Below are 13,805 nucleotides of genomic sequence, written 5' to 3'. Positions count from 1 at the left end.
TAGTGCACGGCTGCTTCGCTGTCCAGCGTGCGCCGGTTCTGCACTATTGCTGATGCTCTGTGGCGGGAATGCAAAGCCGGAAAGCCGCCTTGAGGTCTATTCCTCAGGCTCGGTCGTGAACAGCAGCGGATAGCCCTTGGCGCGGCCGGCGTCGGTGGCGCGCGTCGCCTTGGTCTCGGCGACGTCCCTGGTGAACACGGCGACGACGCAGGCGCCAAGCTTGTGCGCGGTGATCATGACCTTGTAGGCCTCATCCTCGGTCATGCGGAATTCGGCCTTGAGCACCAGTGTGACGAATTCGCGCGGCGTGTAGTCATCGTTGATCAGGATGACCTTGTGCAGCCGCGGCCGCTCGACTTTGGTTTTGGTCCGCGTCTTCGGCGCGGTGACGGTGTCGCTCATTCCGCCTCCTGAAACGGCGGGCTTCGGGTTCCAGCCGCGACGGTCAGGTCGCGGCCTTCTCACCATATTGTAGGACCTGGACCTTCTCCAAGGTGATCAGGCCGCTCGACATCATGCCGTCCAGGATGGGCAGGAATGCGTTGATGTTGTCCTCACTGTCGACGATCTCGATCAGCAGCGGCAGGTCCTCCGACAGCCGCAGGATCTTCGAGGTGTGCAGCCGGCTCGACTTGCCGAAGCCCATCGGTCCGCGCAGCACGGTGGCGCCGGCAAGGTGCCGCTCGCGCGCCGTCATCACGATCGCTTCATAGAGCGGCTTGCCGTCGAAATGGTCGCTCTCGCCGATAAAGATCCGGAGCAACACTGCCTGATTGGGAATTTGCATGATCAGCTCCTTTTCAAGCGATTATAGCGGCTCGCCATCATATGGCCGAGCCACACCGAGGCCAGCCAGCAGATCAGGGACGCCGCAATATAGGCCAGTGCCGTCGCTTTCATGCTGCCGTGCAACAGGCGGAAGGTTTCCAGGCTGAAAGTCGAAAAGGTGGTGTAGCCGCCGCAGAACCCGGTCATGACGAATTGCCGGTGCTCAGGCCGCGCCAGGAGGCGGCCGTCAGGGCCGGTCAGCGTCGCATAGAAGCCGATGATCAGCGAGCCCGTGGCGTTGATGAACAGCGTCGCGAAGGGAAATCCGGGGCCGGTATCGAGCGCGAGCCCGACCAGATAGCGCGTCAGCCCGCCGACAATGCTGCCGGCGGCGACCCAGGCATAGAGCACCGCGCTGCGCCAGCGGTCGGCGGAGGTGGGGACGCTCATGCGCAGCTAACCTCCAAACCGATCCGCAAGGAGGAAGCCGCAACTGACGGCCACGAGGCACAGGCCGACCGAGAACACCACGTTGCCGAGCGCATGGAGCTGCTCGCCGCTGCGTGCCAGCGTCAGCGTTTGCAGGCTGAAGGAGGACACGGTGGTGTAGCAGCCGAGGAAGCCGGTAACCGCGAACAGCCATGGGGTGGGCGAGGCGAAGACCGAGCCCGGATGCGTCGCCAGCGCGCCGAGGATGCCGATCAGGAACGCGCCGGTGACGTTGATGGTCATGGTGCCCCAGGGAAATGTCTCGCCCAGCCGCCGCGCGATCGCACCGGAGATGAAATAGCGCGCGCATCCGCCGAGCGCGCAGCCGATCACGATTGCGACCAATCCGCTCAGCACGTCCGATCCTCATGCGTCGTTGTGTTCATCGTTGCCCCTTTGACGTCGTCGTTGGTGTCGTGATGCCGTCGCCGATCGCGAGCAGGCCCGCCAGCGAGACCAGCGCGAAGCCGAGCCCGGCGAGGAACGTACCGGCCGGGCCGTAAGCGTCCCACAGCGCGCCGGCGATGATGCTCGCCGCCAGCATCGCAAGCCCCGTGAACAGGTTGAAATAGCCGAACGCGGTGCCGCGCAAGCTTGGCGGTGCGGCATCGGCCACGAGCGCCGCGAACAGGCCCTGCGTCAGCCCCATATGCAGGCCCCACAGCACGATGCCGAGCGCGAGGCCGGCCATGCTCGGCAGCAATGCGAGCGCGAGATCGGCCGCGGCGAGAACCACGAGGCCAAGTGCGAGCAGGCTGGTGCGGTTGATCCGGTCCGACAGCACGCCGGCCGGATAGGCAGAGAGCGCATAGACGATGTTCATCAGCACCAGCACGGCCGGGACCCACATCGCGTTGATCCCGATGCTCTGCGCCCGCAGGATCAGGAAGGCCTCGCTGAAGCGTGCGAGCGTGAAGACGACGCCGACCGCCACCACGCGCCAATAGACCGCGCCAAGCTGCCGCATTGCGGCGAGGTTGAGCGGATTTTTCGCGGGCTCCCCCTTTGCGTCCGGCTCAGGCTCGTTCACCGCGAGCGCGATCAGTCCGAAGGACAGGAAGCCCGGCACCACCGCCACCCAGAATACCGCAGCAAAATTGTCCGCGGTCCACCACATCAGCCCGATCGCCGCCAGCGGCCCGACGAAGGCGCCGATGGTATCGAGCGACTGGCGCAGGCCGAAGCTCGCGCCGCGCAGGCCGGGCGGGGCGAGATCGGCGATCAGGGCGTCCCGCGGCGCGCCGCGAATGCCCTTGCCGACCCGGTCGATGAAGCGTGCCGCGACCAGCCATCCGGCGCTTGGCGCCAGCGGGAACAGCGGCTTGGTGAAGGCGGCCAGCCCATAGCCGAGGGCCGCGAGCAGCTTGCGCCGGCCGAGCCAGTCCGACAGCGCGCCCGAGAAGATCTTCGTGATCGAGGCGGTCGCCTCCGCAATGCCCTCGATGAAACCGACCGTGAGCGTCGAAGTGCCGAGCACCGTGACGAGATAGACCGGCAAAAGCGCGTGGATCATCTCGGAGGAGATATCCATCAGCATCGAAACGAAGCCGAGTATCCAGACCCCCTTCGGGACCCGGTCGAGCGCGGCATGTGGCGTCGTCGTCACGTCGTGCCTTTCGTTACCAGACAACAAAAAACCCGCCATCGGCGGGCTCGTCCATGCTCCCGCCGAAGGCAGGGCTTCGCATTGCCCCACCTCGAGCAGGAGTCATCAGCCCATTACGGTCGTCTGCCGCCGGGCGGTTATCGGGGGACTCCATCCCCATCTGCGAGCGCAAGCCTAGCATGGAAATTGCGGCGGACAAGAGTTGGCGCCGCGCGCGCATCAATCACGCCCCGTCATTCCGGGATGGCGCGTCAGCGCCAGACCCGGAATCTCGAGATTCCGGGTTCTCGCTTCGCGAGCCCCGGAATGACGCTGTATGTACGATCGCGTGCGCGGTCTCGCGGCACGACCATGGCAGAGCTGCGGCAGCTTTGCGCAACGGCGCACATCCTTAACTCGAATGTGAAGCCCAGGCGATCTTCGCGCTTTTCGGCCGCGCAATTGCATGTCACCATCGCGTCATACGACGGGAGGGCGCGATGCGCTTGCTATTCTCGATCGGGGCTGTGCTGGTTGCCGGCGTGCTTGCCGGTTGGGATGTCGCGAGCGTCGCGGCGCCGGGGCCGAAATATCAGCCGCAGCGGCAAGCGGCCGACAAGGATGCCCAGTCGGTCGATGTCGAGCTGATCCTCGCGGTCGACGTCTCCTACTCCATGGACATGGACGAGCTCGCGATCCAGCGCGAAGGCTACGCGCAGGCAATCCAGTCGAAGGAGTTCTTGCAGGCGCTCAAGTTGGGTCCGAACGGCCGGATCGCGGTGACCTATTTCGAATGGGCCGCCTCCAGCGACCAGAAGATCATCATTCCCTGGCGACTGATCGATGGACCCGAAACGGCCGATGCTGTCGCCGCCGAGATCTTGAAGACGCCAATCCGGCGCGCCTCGCGCACCTCGATCTCAGGCGCGATCGGCTTTGCGATGCCGCTGTTCGACGAGAATCCCTATCACGGGCTTCGCCGCGTGATCGACATTTCCGGTGACGGCCCCAACAACAATGGCGGTCCGGTCACGGTGGCGCGCGACGCGGCGCTCGAGAAGGGCATCGTCATCAATGGCCTGCCGATCATGGTCAAGGAGCCGTCCTACTCGACCATGGATATCGACAATCTCGACTACTACTACGAGGACTGCGTCGTCGGCGGCCCCGGCTCCTTCGTGATCGCGATCAAGGATCGCGAGAAGTTCAAGGAGGCGATCCGTACCAAGCTGCTGATGGAGGTCGCCGGCCGCAAGCCGGAGCCTCCGGTGACGAGGGTCGCCGACAAGGAGCCGCGGGTGAACTGCCTGATCGGCGAAAAAATCTGGCAGGACCGCTGGGGACGCTGAGGCGTTACCGTAAGATGAGACCATTTGCCCCATCTCAGCCGCCGGTTGAATTTAACGGCTCGTTAACCACCGCACGGCCCTAATCCGACCGTCTCCAGTCGTGTCGGGCTGTGTCCTGATATTGCTATTGCCCGTCCCAACGAAAGCGGTTTTGTCGAACTGATCCGTCTCGCAGTCCCATGGCCATCGTCACGCAAAGCACCAGCCAGATTTCGCCCGCCATGGAGCGGGTCTATCACCAGAGCAATCTGCTCGGTGAGTGGAAAGGCACGTGGGCAGGAAACAGCCAGGCCGTCGCCTTCAAGGTGGTGAACATCCGCGGCGCCCGGGCGCAGGTCGAATACACCCATAACGGACATACCGAGCGCGGCTTCGGCCAGGTCGACGGCGCGACCATCAGCTTCGGCTCCGTCACGATCGGAACCAAGGACGGCAAGGGCGCGGCGCTCGTGTTCTCCGCGGGCGGCGGCAAGGCGAGCGCGTATCTGGAAAAGCAGGCGCCGCCGGCCGACGACAACCGCCTCATCGGAAGCTGGGGCGGCTATTCAGCCGACAACGGCAAGAGCGCGAGCTTTCGCGTGCTCTCCGTCAACGGCAAGGAAGCGCAGGTCAGCGTCACCACCGACGGCATCACCCGCCAGGGCACCGGTATCGTGTACCAGAACGTCATCATGTTCGGGCAGGCACAGATTTCGACGGATGACGGCAAGAACGGCAAGATCATCTATCAGTTTGGCACCAAGTCCTTCGTGGTACCGGTGACGAAATATCCGCCAGCGGATTCGTCATCAGCGGTGGACAAGACGGCGTAGCGGCTCAAAGCCGAGCCACGCAGGATTGCGTCAGCGTCTTCAATTGCCGGTCGATCGTGCGCAGGTTCAAAAGCGCCGTCCCGAACGCGTGGTTTCCGATGCGTCGCCAGATCGCCGACGTTTGCTCCATCAGGTCCGGAATCGTCAGCGGAAACTCCGCCGCCTGCTGCAACGCCGCCTTCTCGTTGATGAGATATTCCCCGTTCAGCGCAAATAGGACCTGGGCGATGCAGGCGAGCGCGCGGTAGGCGCAGCCCGCGACATGGACCTGATCCTCACGCAGCGCGGCAAGCTCGGCATTCTCGATGCTGAACAGGATCTCCCACCGAAATCGCTGGATCAGCGCGTCGCGCAGCGGCTGCGGATAGGGAAGTGCGATCGACTTCAGCTCCGCAATCACCGCGCGCTCATCGCGCAGCGCCTGACAGCAGGCGATCTCGCCCATCCAGATCGCCGAGCAGAACCCGTGCGGATGTCCGGGTTGATAGTCCATGCTGATCTGTCCCGCCCGGCAGGCCTCCATCGTGCGCCGGACCGCATCGATGTTCCGGTAGAGCAGATCGACCTTCTGTCCCTCGATGGTCAGCCAGGCGCCACCGACGATCCACGGTCCCCATTCGCCAACCGAGGTGACCGTCGTCGCCTCCGGATCGTCGGCGAGCTGCCGCGCCGCCTGTTGCAGGCGATCAGTGTCGAGCTTGCGGTTGTCAGAGAAATACAGCCCGATGTCGTAGTCGGAGTTTTCGTGCGACGTCCCTCGCGCCCGCGAGCCACCGAGCACGATGGCCTCGACGCCTGCGACGCCGCCGAGCGTGGATGTCAGCCGCTCGATGAGCGGATCGTGCTGGATGTCCGTCTGCGCTGCCATCGGGCGAAGCCCCGCACGGTGCTGTGTGCTTCCGGCCGCGGGTATGGTCCTCTTGTGGGGGATGGTCAACTCCCGGACGAGTGACTGACTGATGGTTCGCGTTGCCAACGCGGCCGGCGGCAGGCAAGACTGGCACATCGTTCGAGCTGGGTGAAATCGATGGCGAACGCCAGACTTGCCGAAACATCCGACCTTGCGGGGCTGCTCGCGCTATTCCGCGCCTCCGACGTCAGTGCGAGCGCTGCGCCTGAGGAGGCCGCAGACATCTGGTGTCAGACCCTGGCTCGTGGCGACCTCGCCGTGTTCGTGTCGGAAGCCGACGGCCAAATCGTCGCCACCTGCATGCTCATCACCGCGCCCAATCTGTTGCGCGGCGGCCGGCGCCACGGCTTTCTCGAGAATGTCGTGACCCATCCCGTCTATCAGGGACGCGGCCACGGGCGCGCCGTCGTTGCAGGCGCGCTCGCGGAAGCCTGGCGCCGGGATTGTTACCACGTGCTGATGCAAAGCGGCCGCAAGGATCCGCGCGTGCATCGCTTCTATGAGGCCTGTGGCTTCGTGCCGGGCTTGCGGGTCGGCTATGTCGCGCACAGGCCCGCGCCCCCGGCGTAACTGAGATCAGATCCGCGCCTCCAGGATCAGGTTGAAGGGCGTCTCTGCGGCGCGACGGAAGCGCGTCAGGCCACCCTCGCGCGCGACCTTGCGCAGCCTTGCCTCGCCGGCTTGCGCGCCCAGCGCCAGGCCGACCTCCTGATCGAGCGATGCCGGCGTGCAGATCATGGTCGACGCTGCGTAGTAGACCCGCCCGACCGGATTGAGGTTATCCTCGAGGCGGTCGCCCGCGAACGGCTCGACCAGCATGCAGGTGCCGTCCTCGGCCATGGATTCGCGCACGTGACTGAGGGCGCCGACGGGATCGCCCATGTCGTGCAGGCAATCGAAGAAGCAGACGAGATCATAGCCTTCGGCCGGATAGGTCTTCGCCGAATGAACGGCGAAGGAGACCCGATCGTCCATCTTCGCCTCGGCGGTAGACTTTCGCGCGGCCTCGATCGAGCCCTCGTGATAGTCGAAGCCGTAGAAGCGCGAATTCGGGAAGGCCTCTGCCATCAGCCGTGTCGAGACGCCGTGCCCGCAGCCGACATCGGCGACCTTGGCGCCGCGCTTGAGCTTGTCCACCACGCCTTCGAGCGCCGGCAGCCACTCCTGCACCAGATGATGCTTGTAGCCGGTGCGGAAGAAGCGCGCCGTGCCGCAGAACAGGCATTCGCTGCGGCGGTTCCAGCCGACACCCTTGCCGCTCTTGAAGGCGTCCGTAACCTTCGGCTCGTCGAGAAACGTCGAGGCAACGACACTGCCGAATGCGCCGAGGAACACCGGGCTGTCCTCGTCGGCAAGCGCCATCGCTTGCTCTGGCTGCATGGAGAACTTGCCGGTCGCGGAATCGTATTCGATGTAGCCGGAAGCCGCCTGGCTCGCCAGCCACTCGCGGACGTAGCGCTCCTTCGTTCCGGTCGCGCTCGCGAGCTCAGCGGAGTTCATCGGCCCCTTGGCGAGGGCGCGGTAGAGACCGAGCTTGTCGCCCAGCAAGACCAGCGATGCATTCATCGCCGCGCCGAGCTCAGTGACCATCTTGCCCATAAAGGCATTCAACCTGTCGGAATTGACCTCCACGAGAGCCTCCATGCAATGTCGGGGCATTTACAAATCTTGCGTGCTGCCGGACCGGCCGCTTATCCGCAGGAGGGGACGAGTCCCAGAACTCCGCGGTTCCTCTATGTGGGTCAGGCCGGCGCGCGGCAGGTTCAACGCCTCACGACAACGACAGCACCTTGTGACTTGGAGTGTTCTTGAAATCGCGGAAGACGTATTCCTGGAACTGGATCAAGCGATGACCGGTCGCCATCGCTGGCATTCGTGACATCCCCAGAGTATAATTTGCGCACTTTTTGACGGTAGCTGAATGTCCAAGCTCGCAGATTCATCTGGTCTCGCAGTTCTATTCGCAGCGCTTTGTCTCGGCGGAGCGCCGGTTGACGCGCAAGTGGCGCCCCTGAGGTATTGGATACCGGGCGGGCCGTTCGGCTTCGGTGACAGTGTCAGCCAGAGCGGCGATACCTACGGCAACTTTCCGAGCTTCAAGGCCGGCGACACAGGCGGGCGCTACGATTTTGCGAATGGATTCTTTGTCGGAAGTGCACGCGGCAACGTTGGCTGGAACGGCCTCAGCCAGGTCCAGACATCCAGCAATTTCAGTGCGCTCTCTTATGAGGGCACGCAGTTCGGTTACAACTACAAGACTGCGGGCGGCATGCCCGTCACGTTCTTTGCCGGATTTGACACGCTGAAATACGGCAACGGCCTCGGTGGTTCGCTTGCGCCGCTCACCTCCAGCGCTACACCCGGCTACGGCGCATTCGCGGGTGTCGAATTCAAGCCGACCTCCAACCTCAGCCTGTCGTTCGGGGCCGGTTACACCCAGCAGCAATCGGGGCGCATGGACAGCGACATCAATTCGTCCATGCTGCCGGGCGAGTCGCCGGTTTTCGGCGGCCTTCGGCGCTAAGAGTTTACCGCGTAAACCGCGCCACAAGCTCCACATGCGGCGTGTGCCGGAATTGGTCGACGGGCACCACAGCCTCGATCTTGTAACCGCCGTCGATCAGGAGCCGCGCGTCGCGGGCGAAGGTTGCGACGTTGCAGGACACCGCGACCACGACCGGCACTTTGCTTGCGGCGAGCTTCAGCGCCTGCGCTTGCGCGCCCTGGCGCGGCGGGTCGAACACGACGGCGTCGAAGTCGCGCAGCTCCTGCGGCATCAGCGGTCGGCGGAACAGGTCGCGCGGCTCGGCCTTGATCGGCTTCAGGCCCGGGGTGCGCGCGGCCTTCGATAGCGCTGCGATTGCGGCGGCATCGCTGTCATAGGCGGCGATGCGCGCCTTTTCCGCAAGCCGGAGCGCGAACGGGCCGACACCGCAGAAGAGATCGGCGATCTCCTTGGCCTTGACGACGCGCATCGCGACGAGCGCGGCAAGCGTCTCCTCGCCCGCCACGGTTGCTTGCAGGAAGGACCCCGGGGGCAGCGTCACCTCGGCGCGGCCCATCTGCAGCGTCGGCGGCAGCCGCTGCAGCACCAGTTCGCCGTGCCGCGACAGCCGCGCCAGGCGATGCTGCTCGGCGATGCGCGACAGCACCGCCACCATCGCTGCCGGCAACCGGCCGGAGCCGCGCACATCGACATCGAGGCCGTTCTTGGTGGCCGTGATCTGGATGTCGAGTGGCTTCGTCACCGGCATCTTGGACGTCAAGGGTTCCGCGATCGCCCAGGCCGCATCGAGCGCGCCCTCGAGCGCGGGATCGAGGATCGGGCAGCGATGGATCGGGATGACGTCGTGCGAGCTTGCGGCGGCAAAGCCAACCTTGAGGATGTCGTGCGTGCCGAACCGGCCATGCAGCGTGATGCGGCGACGGCCGGCGCCATGAGCATCGACCAGCGGTGCCACCTCGCATTCGATGCCAGCCTGCGCCAGTGTCTCGACCACGAGGCCGCGCTTCCAGGCGTGATAGGGCGCGGCCGCCCAATGCTGGATCGCGCAGCCGCCGCAGATGCCGAAATGCGGACAGAACGGTTCGATGCGCTCGGGGCTCGCGACGTCGACCGCAAGCAGTTTGCGGCGGTCGGGATGGTTGCCCGCGACATGCTCGACCTCGACGGTCTCGCCGCCGAGCGCAAAAGGCACATAAATCGCCTCGCGTGCGTCGAGACAGACGCCGTCGCCGCGATGGCCGACGTGATCGATCCTCAAGCTCTCAACCACGGCGCGCGCCCAGGAAGAATTCGATGTTGCCGTCGCCGCCCTTGATCGGTGAGGGAAACACCTCGATGTCGGTGCAGCCGAGCGAGGCGGCGAACGCCGCGATGTCGTCGCAGATCTCCTTGTGCACGGCGGCGTCGCGGATGATGCCGCGCTTGTTGTGCTTCCGCTTCGCCTCGAACTGCGGCTTGATCAATGCGAGCAGGCTCATCGGCGCGGCCGCGAGCGACAGCGCCACGGGCAGCACCGTCTTCAGCGAGATGAAGCTGACATCGATGACGACGATATCGGGCCGCGCCGGCAGCCGTTTGCCCTCGTAGCTGCGGATGTCGGTCTCCTCCATCGACACGATCTTGGAGTGGCCGCGCAGCGAGGGGTGCAACTGCTCGCGCCCGACATCGACGGCGAAAACGAGGCTCGCGCCGTTGGCCAGCAGCACTTCGGTGAAACCGCCGGTAGAGGCGCCGACGTCGAGGCAGACATGGTCCTCGATATCGATGGGATAGCGCTCCAGCGCACCCGCAAGCTTGACGCCGCCGCGCGAGACGAAGGGATGCGCCGGCTCCGCCTGGATCACCGCGTCCTCGGCGATGGTCTCGGAGGGCTTCGCCACCAGTTTGTCGTCGGCGGTGACGAGGCCGGCCTCGATCGCCGCGCGCGCCCGTGCCCGGCTCTCGAACAGGCCGCGCTCGACCAAAAGAACATCCGCGCGCTTGCGGGCAAGGGACATCACGCTCTCCGGGAAGCGACTGGCGCTTATGTAGCGATAAGTCGCGCGGCCGCCATCCGGACGCAAGCCTCGAACGCGGTAAGATCGTGCCAGACGTCGACCGGCATCTCTGCCGGCGTCACCAGCGGGCAGCCGTGCAGCTCCAGCGCGTGGATCATCATGAGATTGTCGACCAGACCAAAATCCTCGACGGTCAGGCCCTGCGCATCGACCAGCCGCCCGTTCTCGGACGCAACATCGATGAAGCGGCCGACGCGGTCGACGTAGATAGCGGGATCGTTGGAATAGGCCAGACAAAACTTGCCGCGGCCGGCCATGTAGCCGAGCTCGTAGACGGTACCGGGATCTGCTCCGGCGCCGCGGAACGGCGTCAAATTGGCAATGATGGCGTCGGCCGCGTCCATCATCGCCTCGTTGCCGCAGAAGATCTGCCGCGAGGCGTCGGGCGCGGTGAGGTCGATCTCGTTATCGAGGGGATAAAGGCCGGTGAGCCCGAAGCGAGCGCAGATCGCAGCCTTCTGCCGGCCGATCTCCACCGCATCCGGCAGGAACACGTCGGGGCCTGCCAGATAGATTTTCATGGAAGCGGTGCTGCTTCGCGAAGGTCGAAGCTCGCCGTCAGGCGAGCTTGACCGTCTCGGTCTTGGCGTCCTTGCCGAGCGCCTCGAACACCTTGGCGACGATGCCCTTGGCGTCGAGACCGGCGCGGCCGTACATCGCGGCCGGCGTGTCATGGTCGAGGAACACGTCGGGCAGCACCATCGTGCGGAACTTCACCATGCCGCTGTCGAGCACGCCCTGATCGGTCAGGAACTGCGCAACATGCGAGCCGAAGCCGCCGACCGAGCCTTCCTCGATCGTGATCAGGATTTCGTGGTCGCGGGCGAGCTTGAGCACCAGGTCGGTGTCGAGCGGCTTCATGAAGCGGGCATCCGCGATGGTGGTGGAGAGGCCGTGCGCGGCGAGTTCGTCGGCCGCCTTCTCGCACTCGGCCAGGCGCGTGCCGAAGGAGAGCAGGGCGATCTTGTTGCCCTGGCGGATGACGCGGCCCTTGCCGATCTCGAGGGGAACGCCGACGTCGGGCATTTCGACGCCACGGCCTTCGCCGCGAGGATAGCGCAGCGCGCTGGGGCGGTCGTTGATCGCGACCTGAGTCGCGACCATGTGCACCATTTCGGCTTCGTCGCTAGCCGCCATGATCACCATGTTCGGCAGACAGCCCAGATAAGCGTTGTCGAACGAGCCGGCATGCGTCGCACCGTCGGCGCCGACGAGGCCGGCGCGGTCGATGGCGAAGCGCACGGGCAGGTTCTGGATCGCGACGTCATGCACGACCTGGTCGTAGCCGCGCTGCAGGAAGGTCGAGTAGATCGCGCAGAACGGCTTGTAGCCTTCGGTCGCAAGACCCGCGGCGAAGGTCACTGCATGCTGTTCGGCGATGCCGACGTCGAAAGTGCGGTCCGGGAACGCCTTGTTGAAGATGTCGACGCCGGTGCCCGACGGCATCGCCGCAGTGATGGCGACGATCTTGTCGTCCTTCTGCGCTTCCTTGACGAGGCTCTGGCCGAACACGTTCTGATAGGCCGGCGCGTTGGGCTTGGCCTTGACCTGCGTACCGGTCGCGACGTCGAACTTGACGACGGCGTGGTACTTGTCGGCGGAGGCTTCCGCCGGGCCGTAGCCCTTGCCCTTCTGCGTTACGACGTGGACCAGGATCGGGCCGGTCTCCATGTCGCGGACGTTCTTCAGCACGGGCAGCAGATGGTCGAGGTTGTGACCGTCGATCGGGCCGACATAGTAGAAGCCGAGCTCCTCGAACAGCGTGCCGCCGTCCATCATGAAGCCGCGGGAATATTCCTCGACGCGGTTGGCGCGGTTGGCGATGATCTTCGGCAGGCGCTTGTTGATCTGCTTGGCCGCCTCGCGCAGCGTGCGGTAGGTCTTGCCGGAATAGAGCCGCGACAGATAGGCGCTCATGGCGCCGACCGGCGGCGCGATCGACATGTCGTTGTCGTTGAGGATGACGATCAGGCGCGAATTCATCGCGCCCGCATTGTTCATGGCCTCATAGGCCATGCCTGCCGACATCGCGCCGTCACCGATGACGGCAATGACGTTGTTGGTTCCGCCGGCGAGGTCGCGCGCCACCGCCATGCCGAGGCCGGCCGAGATCGAGGTCGAGGAGTGCGCGGCGCCAAACGGATCGTAATCGCTCTCGCTGCGCTTGGTGAAACCGGACAGGCCGCCGCCGGTGCGCAGCGTGCGGATGCGGTCACGCCGGCCGGTGAGGATCTTGTGCGGATAGGCCTGGTGGCCGACGTCCCAGATCAGCCGGTCCCGCGGCGTGTCGAAGATGTAGTGGATCGCGGTGGTGAGCTCGACGACACCGAGGCCCGCGCCGAAGTGACCGCCGGTCACGGAAACGGCGTCGATGGTCTCCTGCCGCAGCTCGTCGGCGACCTGACGGACCTGCTCGATCTTGAGCTTGCGAAGGTCTTCCGGTGTCCGGATGGTGTCGAGAAGCGGCGTCTTACTGTATGCGTTCACGGCGATTTCCAATTTTTCAGCGCCGGAAGGTCATTCCGGCGCGCGATGGGTTTGCACAATATAGGCGCAGCGCGAGTCCTCAACCGTCGGAGCCACCTGCGAGGGGCACAGCCCCGTCTTCAAGCTTAAGTGAGCTTAAGTGCGCTCCGGTTCAGTCTCTGTGATCCCTGTCACGAAGATCGGCTTCGTCCGTCCCAGCCAATTTCATTAGCGATTTGAAGCACTTATCGCCAGCAATCGGTGCTTACGAAAGGCTTGCAAAAAGCCACAGTCCGCGCAGCTTTACACCAAACCTTGGACCAAAGCCAACCCGCTGGGCCGATTAGGGGTATGCAGGCGCACCCGGCAGGCCGGCTTGGTTAACCACGGCCCCGGGCGGAACGTTCCTCTCGCCCGGTTCCCTGGCAGGCTTTCGGGGGCGAAATTGAGGATATTTTTGGCCCTTCGCCGCTCCGGCAAGGGCCTCAAGGTTCCAAATGGCTTCTCAAATGGCTTTTGGAGGGTGGAAAAGAGGACAGGGTTACTGCACGTCGAGCGGCGCGGTGCCGGCGGCCTGGCCACTGGCGTCCGTGGTGATCTTGTCGACGCGCGCCTCGGCCTGGCGCAGAAGTTCCTCGCAGCGGCGCTTCAGCGCCTCGCCGCGCTCATAGATCGTCACCGATTCCTCGAGCGGCACCTTGCCGTCCTCGAGCCGCTTCACGATCGTTTCGAGTTCCTCGATCGCGCGCTCGAAGGTGAGCCTGGAGACGTCGACTTGGGTATTTTCGGCCATATCCATTTCCGATTGCCCGACTCGCGTTCCTCACCGAGAAAGCAGAGTTTTGCGGGCGTAATGTGGCGGG

Annotated in this window: 16 protein-coding genes and 1 riboswitch; of the genes, 4 read left to right on the top strand and 12 right to left on the bottom strand. The window is 64.8% G+C overall.

Going from position 1 to position 13,805, the window contains the following annotated elements; translation table 11 throughout:
* Positions 1 to 96: 96 nt before the first annotated feature.
* The 5 genes from clpS to MTX21_RS13625 are packed head-to-tail and all read right to left on the bottom strand — an operon-like array spanning position 97 to position 2,863.
* Positions 97 to 402, bottom strand: coding sequence for an ATP-dependent Clp protease adapter ClpS (gene clpS / locus MTX21_RS13645; protein WP_280965320.1), 306 nt, complete (start codon positions 400 to 402; stop codon positions 97 to 99).
* 43 nt (positions 403 to 445) lie between these two features.
* Positions 446 to 787, bottom strand: a complete 342-nt coding sequence (locus MTX21_RS13640; RefSeq protein WP_280965319.1) for a DUF190 domain-containing protein — start codon at positions 785 to 787, stop codon at positions 446 to 448.
* 2 nt (positions 788 to 789) lie between these two features.
* On the bottom strand, positions 790 to 1,218 hold the full coding sequence (gene crcB / locus MTX21_RS13635) for a fluoride efflux transporter CrcB (RefSeq protein ID WP_280965318.1): 429 nt from the start codon (positions 1,216 to 1,218) through the stop codon (positions 790 to 792).
* A gap of 6 nt (positions 1,219 to 1,224) precedes the next feature.
* Positions 1,225 to 1,614 (bottom strand): fluoride efflux transporter CrcB, encoded by a 390-nt coding sequence (gene crcB / locus MTX21_RS13630; RefSeq protein ID WP_280965317.1) that lies wholly within the window; start codon positions 1,612 to 1,614, stop codon positions 1,225 to 1,227.
* A 25-nt stretch (positions 1,615 to 1,639) separates the two neighbouring features.
* A complete protein-coding gene (locus MTX21_RS13625) occupies positions 1,640 to 2,863 on the bottom strand; it encodes an MFS transporter (RefSeq protein ID WP_341510145.1) in 1,224 nt (407 codons plus the stop codon).
* A gap of 89 nt (positions 2,864 to 2,952) precedes the next feature.
* Positions 2,953 to 3,030: riboswitch (Fluoride riboswitch) on the bottom strand.
* 312 nt (positions 3,031 to 3,342) lie between these two features.
* On the opposite strand from MTX21_RS13625, the gene MTX21_RS13620 reads away from it, so the two are divergent.
* Positions 3,343 to 4,191 (top strand): DUF1194 domain-containing protein, encoded by an 849-nt coding sequence (locus MTX21_RS13620; RefSeq protein WP_280965316.1) that lies wholly within the window; start codon positions 3,343 to 3,345, stop codon positions 4,189 to 4,191.
* A 179-nt stretch (positions 4,192 to 4,370) separates the two neighbouring features.
* A complete protein-coding gene (locus tag MTX21_RS13615; RefSeq protein WP_280965315.1) occupies positions 4,371 to 5,003 on the top strand; it encodes a hypothetical protein in 633 nt (210 codons plus the stop codon).
* A gap of 4 nt (positions 5,004 to 5,007) precedes the next feature.
* Here MTX21_RS13615 and MTX21_RS13610 read toward each other — a convergent pair whose 3' ends face one another.
* Positions 5,008 to 5,871 carry a nucleotidyltransferase domain-containing protein gene (locus tag MTX21_RS13610; protein ID WP_280965314.1) on the bottom strand — a complete coding sequence of 288 codons (864 nt, stop codon included), beginning with the start codon at positions 5,869 to 5,871 and terminating at the stop codon, positions 5,008 to 5,010.
* Positions 5,872 to 6,030: 159 nt separating this feature from the next.
* Between MTX21_RS13610 and MTX21_RS13605 the strand changes: the two genes are divergently transcribed.
* Positions 6,031 to 6,483, top strand: coding sequence for a GNAT family N-acetyltransferase (locus tag MTX21_RS13605; RefSeq protein ID WP_280965313.1), 453 nt, complete (start codon positions 6,031 to 6,033; stop codon positions 6,481 to 6,483).
* 6 nt (positions 6,484 to 6,489) lie between these two features.
* On the opposite strand, the gene MTX21_RS13600 is transcribed toward MTX21_RS13605, so the two are convergent.
* Positions 6,490 to 7,557, bottom strand: a complete 1,068-nt coding sequence (locus tag MTX21_RS13600) for a class I SAM-dependent methyltransferase (RefSeq protein WP_280965312.1) — start codon at positions 7,555 to 7,557, stop codon at positions 6,490 to 6,492.
* Positions 7,558 to 7,834: 277 nt separating this feature from the next.
* Here MTX21_RS13600 and MTX21_RS13595 point away from each other — a divergent pair, with 277 nt between their 5' ends.
* Positions 7,835 to 8,437: a hypothetical protein gene (locus MTX21_RS13595; protein ID WP_280965311.1), complete on the top strand. Its 603-nt coding sequence runs from the start codon at positions 7,835 to 7,837 to the stop codon at positions 8,435 to 8,437.
* Positions 8,438 to 8,441: 4 nt separating this feature from the next.
* Here the strand turns inward: MTX21_RS13595 and MTX21_RS13590 are convergent, their stop codons facing one another.
* The 5 genes from MTX21_RS13590 to MTX21_RS13570 form a co-directional block, all read right to left on the bottom strand.
* Positions 8,442 to 9,689 carry a methyltransferase gene (locus tag MTX21_RS13590; protein WP_280965310.1) on the bottom strand — a complete coding sequence of 416 codons (1,248 nt, stop codon included), beginning with the start codon at positions 9,687 to 9,689 and terminating at the stop codon, positions 8,442 to 8,444.
* Positions 9,682 to 10,416 carry a TlyA family RNA methyltransferase gene (locus MTX21_RS13585; protein WP_280965309.1) on the bottom strand — a complete coding sequence of 245 codons (735 nt, stop codon included), beginning with the start codon at positions 10,414 to 10,416 and terminating at the stop codon, positions 9,682 to 9,684. The genes MTX21_RS13590 and MTX21_RS13585 overlap by 8 nt, the downstream gene beginning before the upstream one ends.
* A gap of 26 nt (positions 10,417 to 10,442) precedes the next feature.
* A complete protein-coding gene (locus tag MTX21_RS13580) occupies positions 10,443 to 10,997 on the bottom strand; it encodes a nucleoside 2-deoxyribosyltransferase (protein WP_280965308.1) in 555 nt (184 codons plus the stop codon).
* A 37-nt stretch (positions 10,998 to 11,034) separates the two neighbouring features.
* A complete protein-coding gene (dxs, locus tag MTX21_RS13575; RefSeq protein WP_280965307.1) occupies positions 11,035 to 12,963 on the bottom strand; it encodes a 1-deoxy-D-xylulose-5-phosphate synthase in 1,929 nt (642 codons plus the stop codon).
* Positions 12,964 to 13,483: 520 nt separating this feature from the next.
* A complete protein-coding gene (locus MTX21_RS13570; protein WP_014497196.1) occupies positions 13,484 to 13,735 on the bottom strand; it encodes an exodeoxyribonuclease VII small subunit in 252 nt (83 codons plus the stop codon).
* Between the last annotated feature and the right edge of the window lie 70 nt (positions 13,736 to 13,805).

The organism is Bradyrhizobium sp. ISRA430, assembly GCF_029909975.1.
GTDB lineage: Bacteria > Pseudomonadota > Alphaproteobacteria > Rhizobiales > Xanthobacteraceae > Bradyrhizobium.
This window is presented reverse-complemented; position numbering and strand designations above follow the sequence as displayed.

Excerpts from the sequence above, each read along its gene's own strand:
- clpS (WP_280965320.1), bottom strand. The coding sequence starts at position 402 with ATGAGCGACACCGTCACCGCGCCGAAGACGCGGACCAAAACCAAAGTC.
- MTX21_RS13640 (WP_280965319.1), bottom strand. The coding sequence starts at position 787 with ATGCAAATTCCCAATCAGGCAGTGTTGCTCCGGATCTTTATCGGCGAG.
- crcB (WP_280965318.1), bottom strand. The coding sequence starts at position 1,218 with ATGAGCGTCCCCACCTCCGCCGACCGCTGGCGCAGCGCGGTGCTCTAT.
- MTX21_RS13620 (WP_280965316.1), top strand. The coding sequence starts at position 3,343 with ATGCGCTTGCTATTCTCGATCGGGGCTGTGCTGGTTGCCGGCGTGCTT.
- MTX21_RS13615 (WP_280965315.1), top strand. The coding sequence starts at position 4,371 with ATGGCCATCGTCACGCAAAGCACCAGCCAGATTTCGCCCGCCATGGAG.
- MTX21_RS13610 (WP_280965314.1), bottom strand. The coding sequence starts at position 5,871 with ATGGCAGCGCAGACGGACATCCAGCACGATCCGCTCATCGAGCGGCTG.
- MTX21_RS13605 (WP_280965313.1), top strand. The coding sequence starts at position 6,031 with ATGGCGAACGCCAGACTTGCCGAAACATCCGACCTTGCGGGGCTGCTC.
- MTX21_RS13600 (WP_280965312.1), bottom strand. The coding sequence starts at position 7,557 with ATGGAGGCTCTCGTGGAGGTCAATTCCGACAGGTTGAATGCCTTTATG.
- MTX21_RS13595 (WP_280965311.1), top strand. The coding sequence starts at position 7,835 with ATGTCCAAGCTCGCAGATTCATCTGGTCTCGCAGTTCTATTCGCAGCG.
- MTX21_RS13585 (WP_280965309.1), bottom strand. The coding sequence starts at position 10,416 with ATGTCCCTTGCCCGCAAGCGCGCGGATGTTCTTTTGGTCGAGCGCGGC.
- MTX21_RS13580 (WP_280965308.1), bottom strand. The coding sequence starts at position 10,997 with ATGAAAATCTATCTGGCAGGCCCCGACGTGTTCCTGCCGGATGCGGTG.
- MTX21_RS13570 (WP_014497196.1), bottom strand. The coding sequence starts at position 13,735 with ATGGCCGAAAATACCCAAGTCGACGTCTCCAGGCTCACCTTCGAGCGC.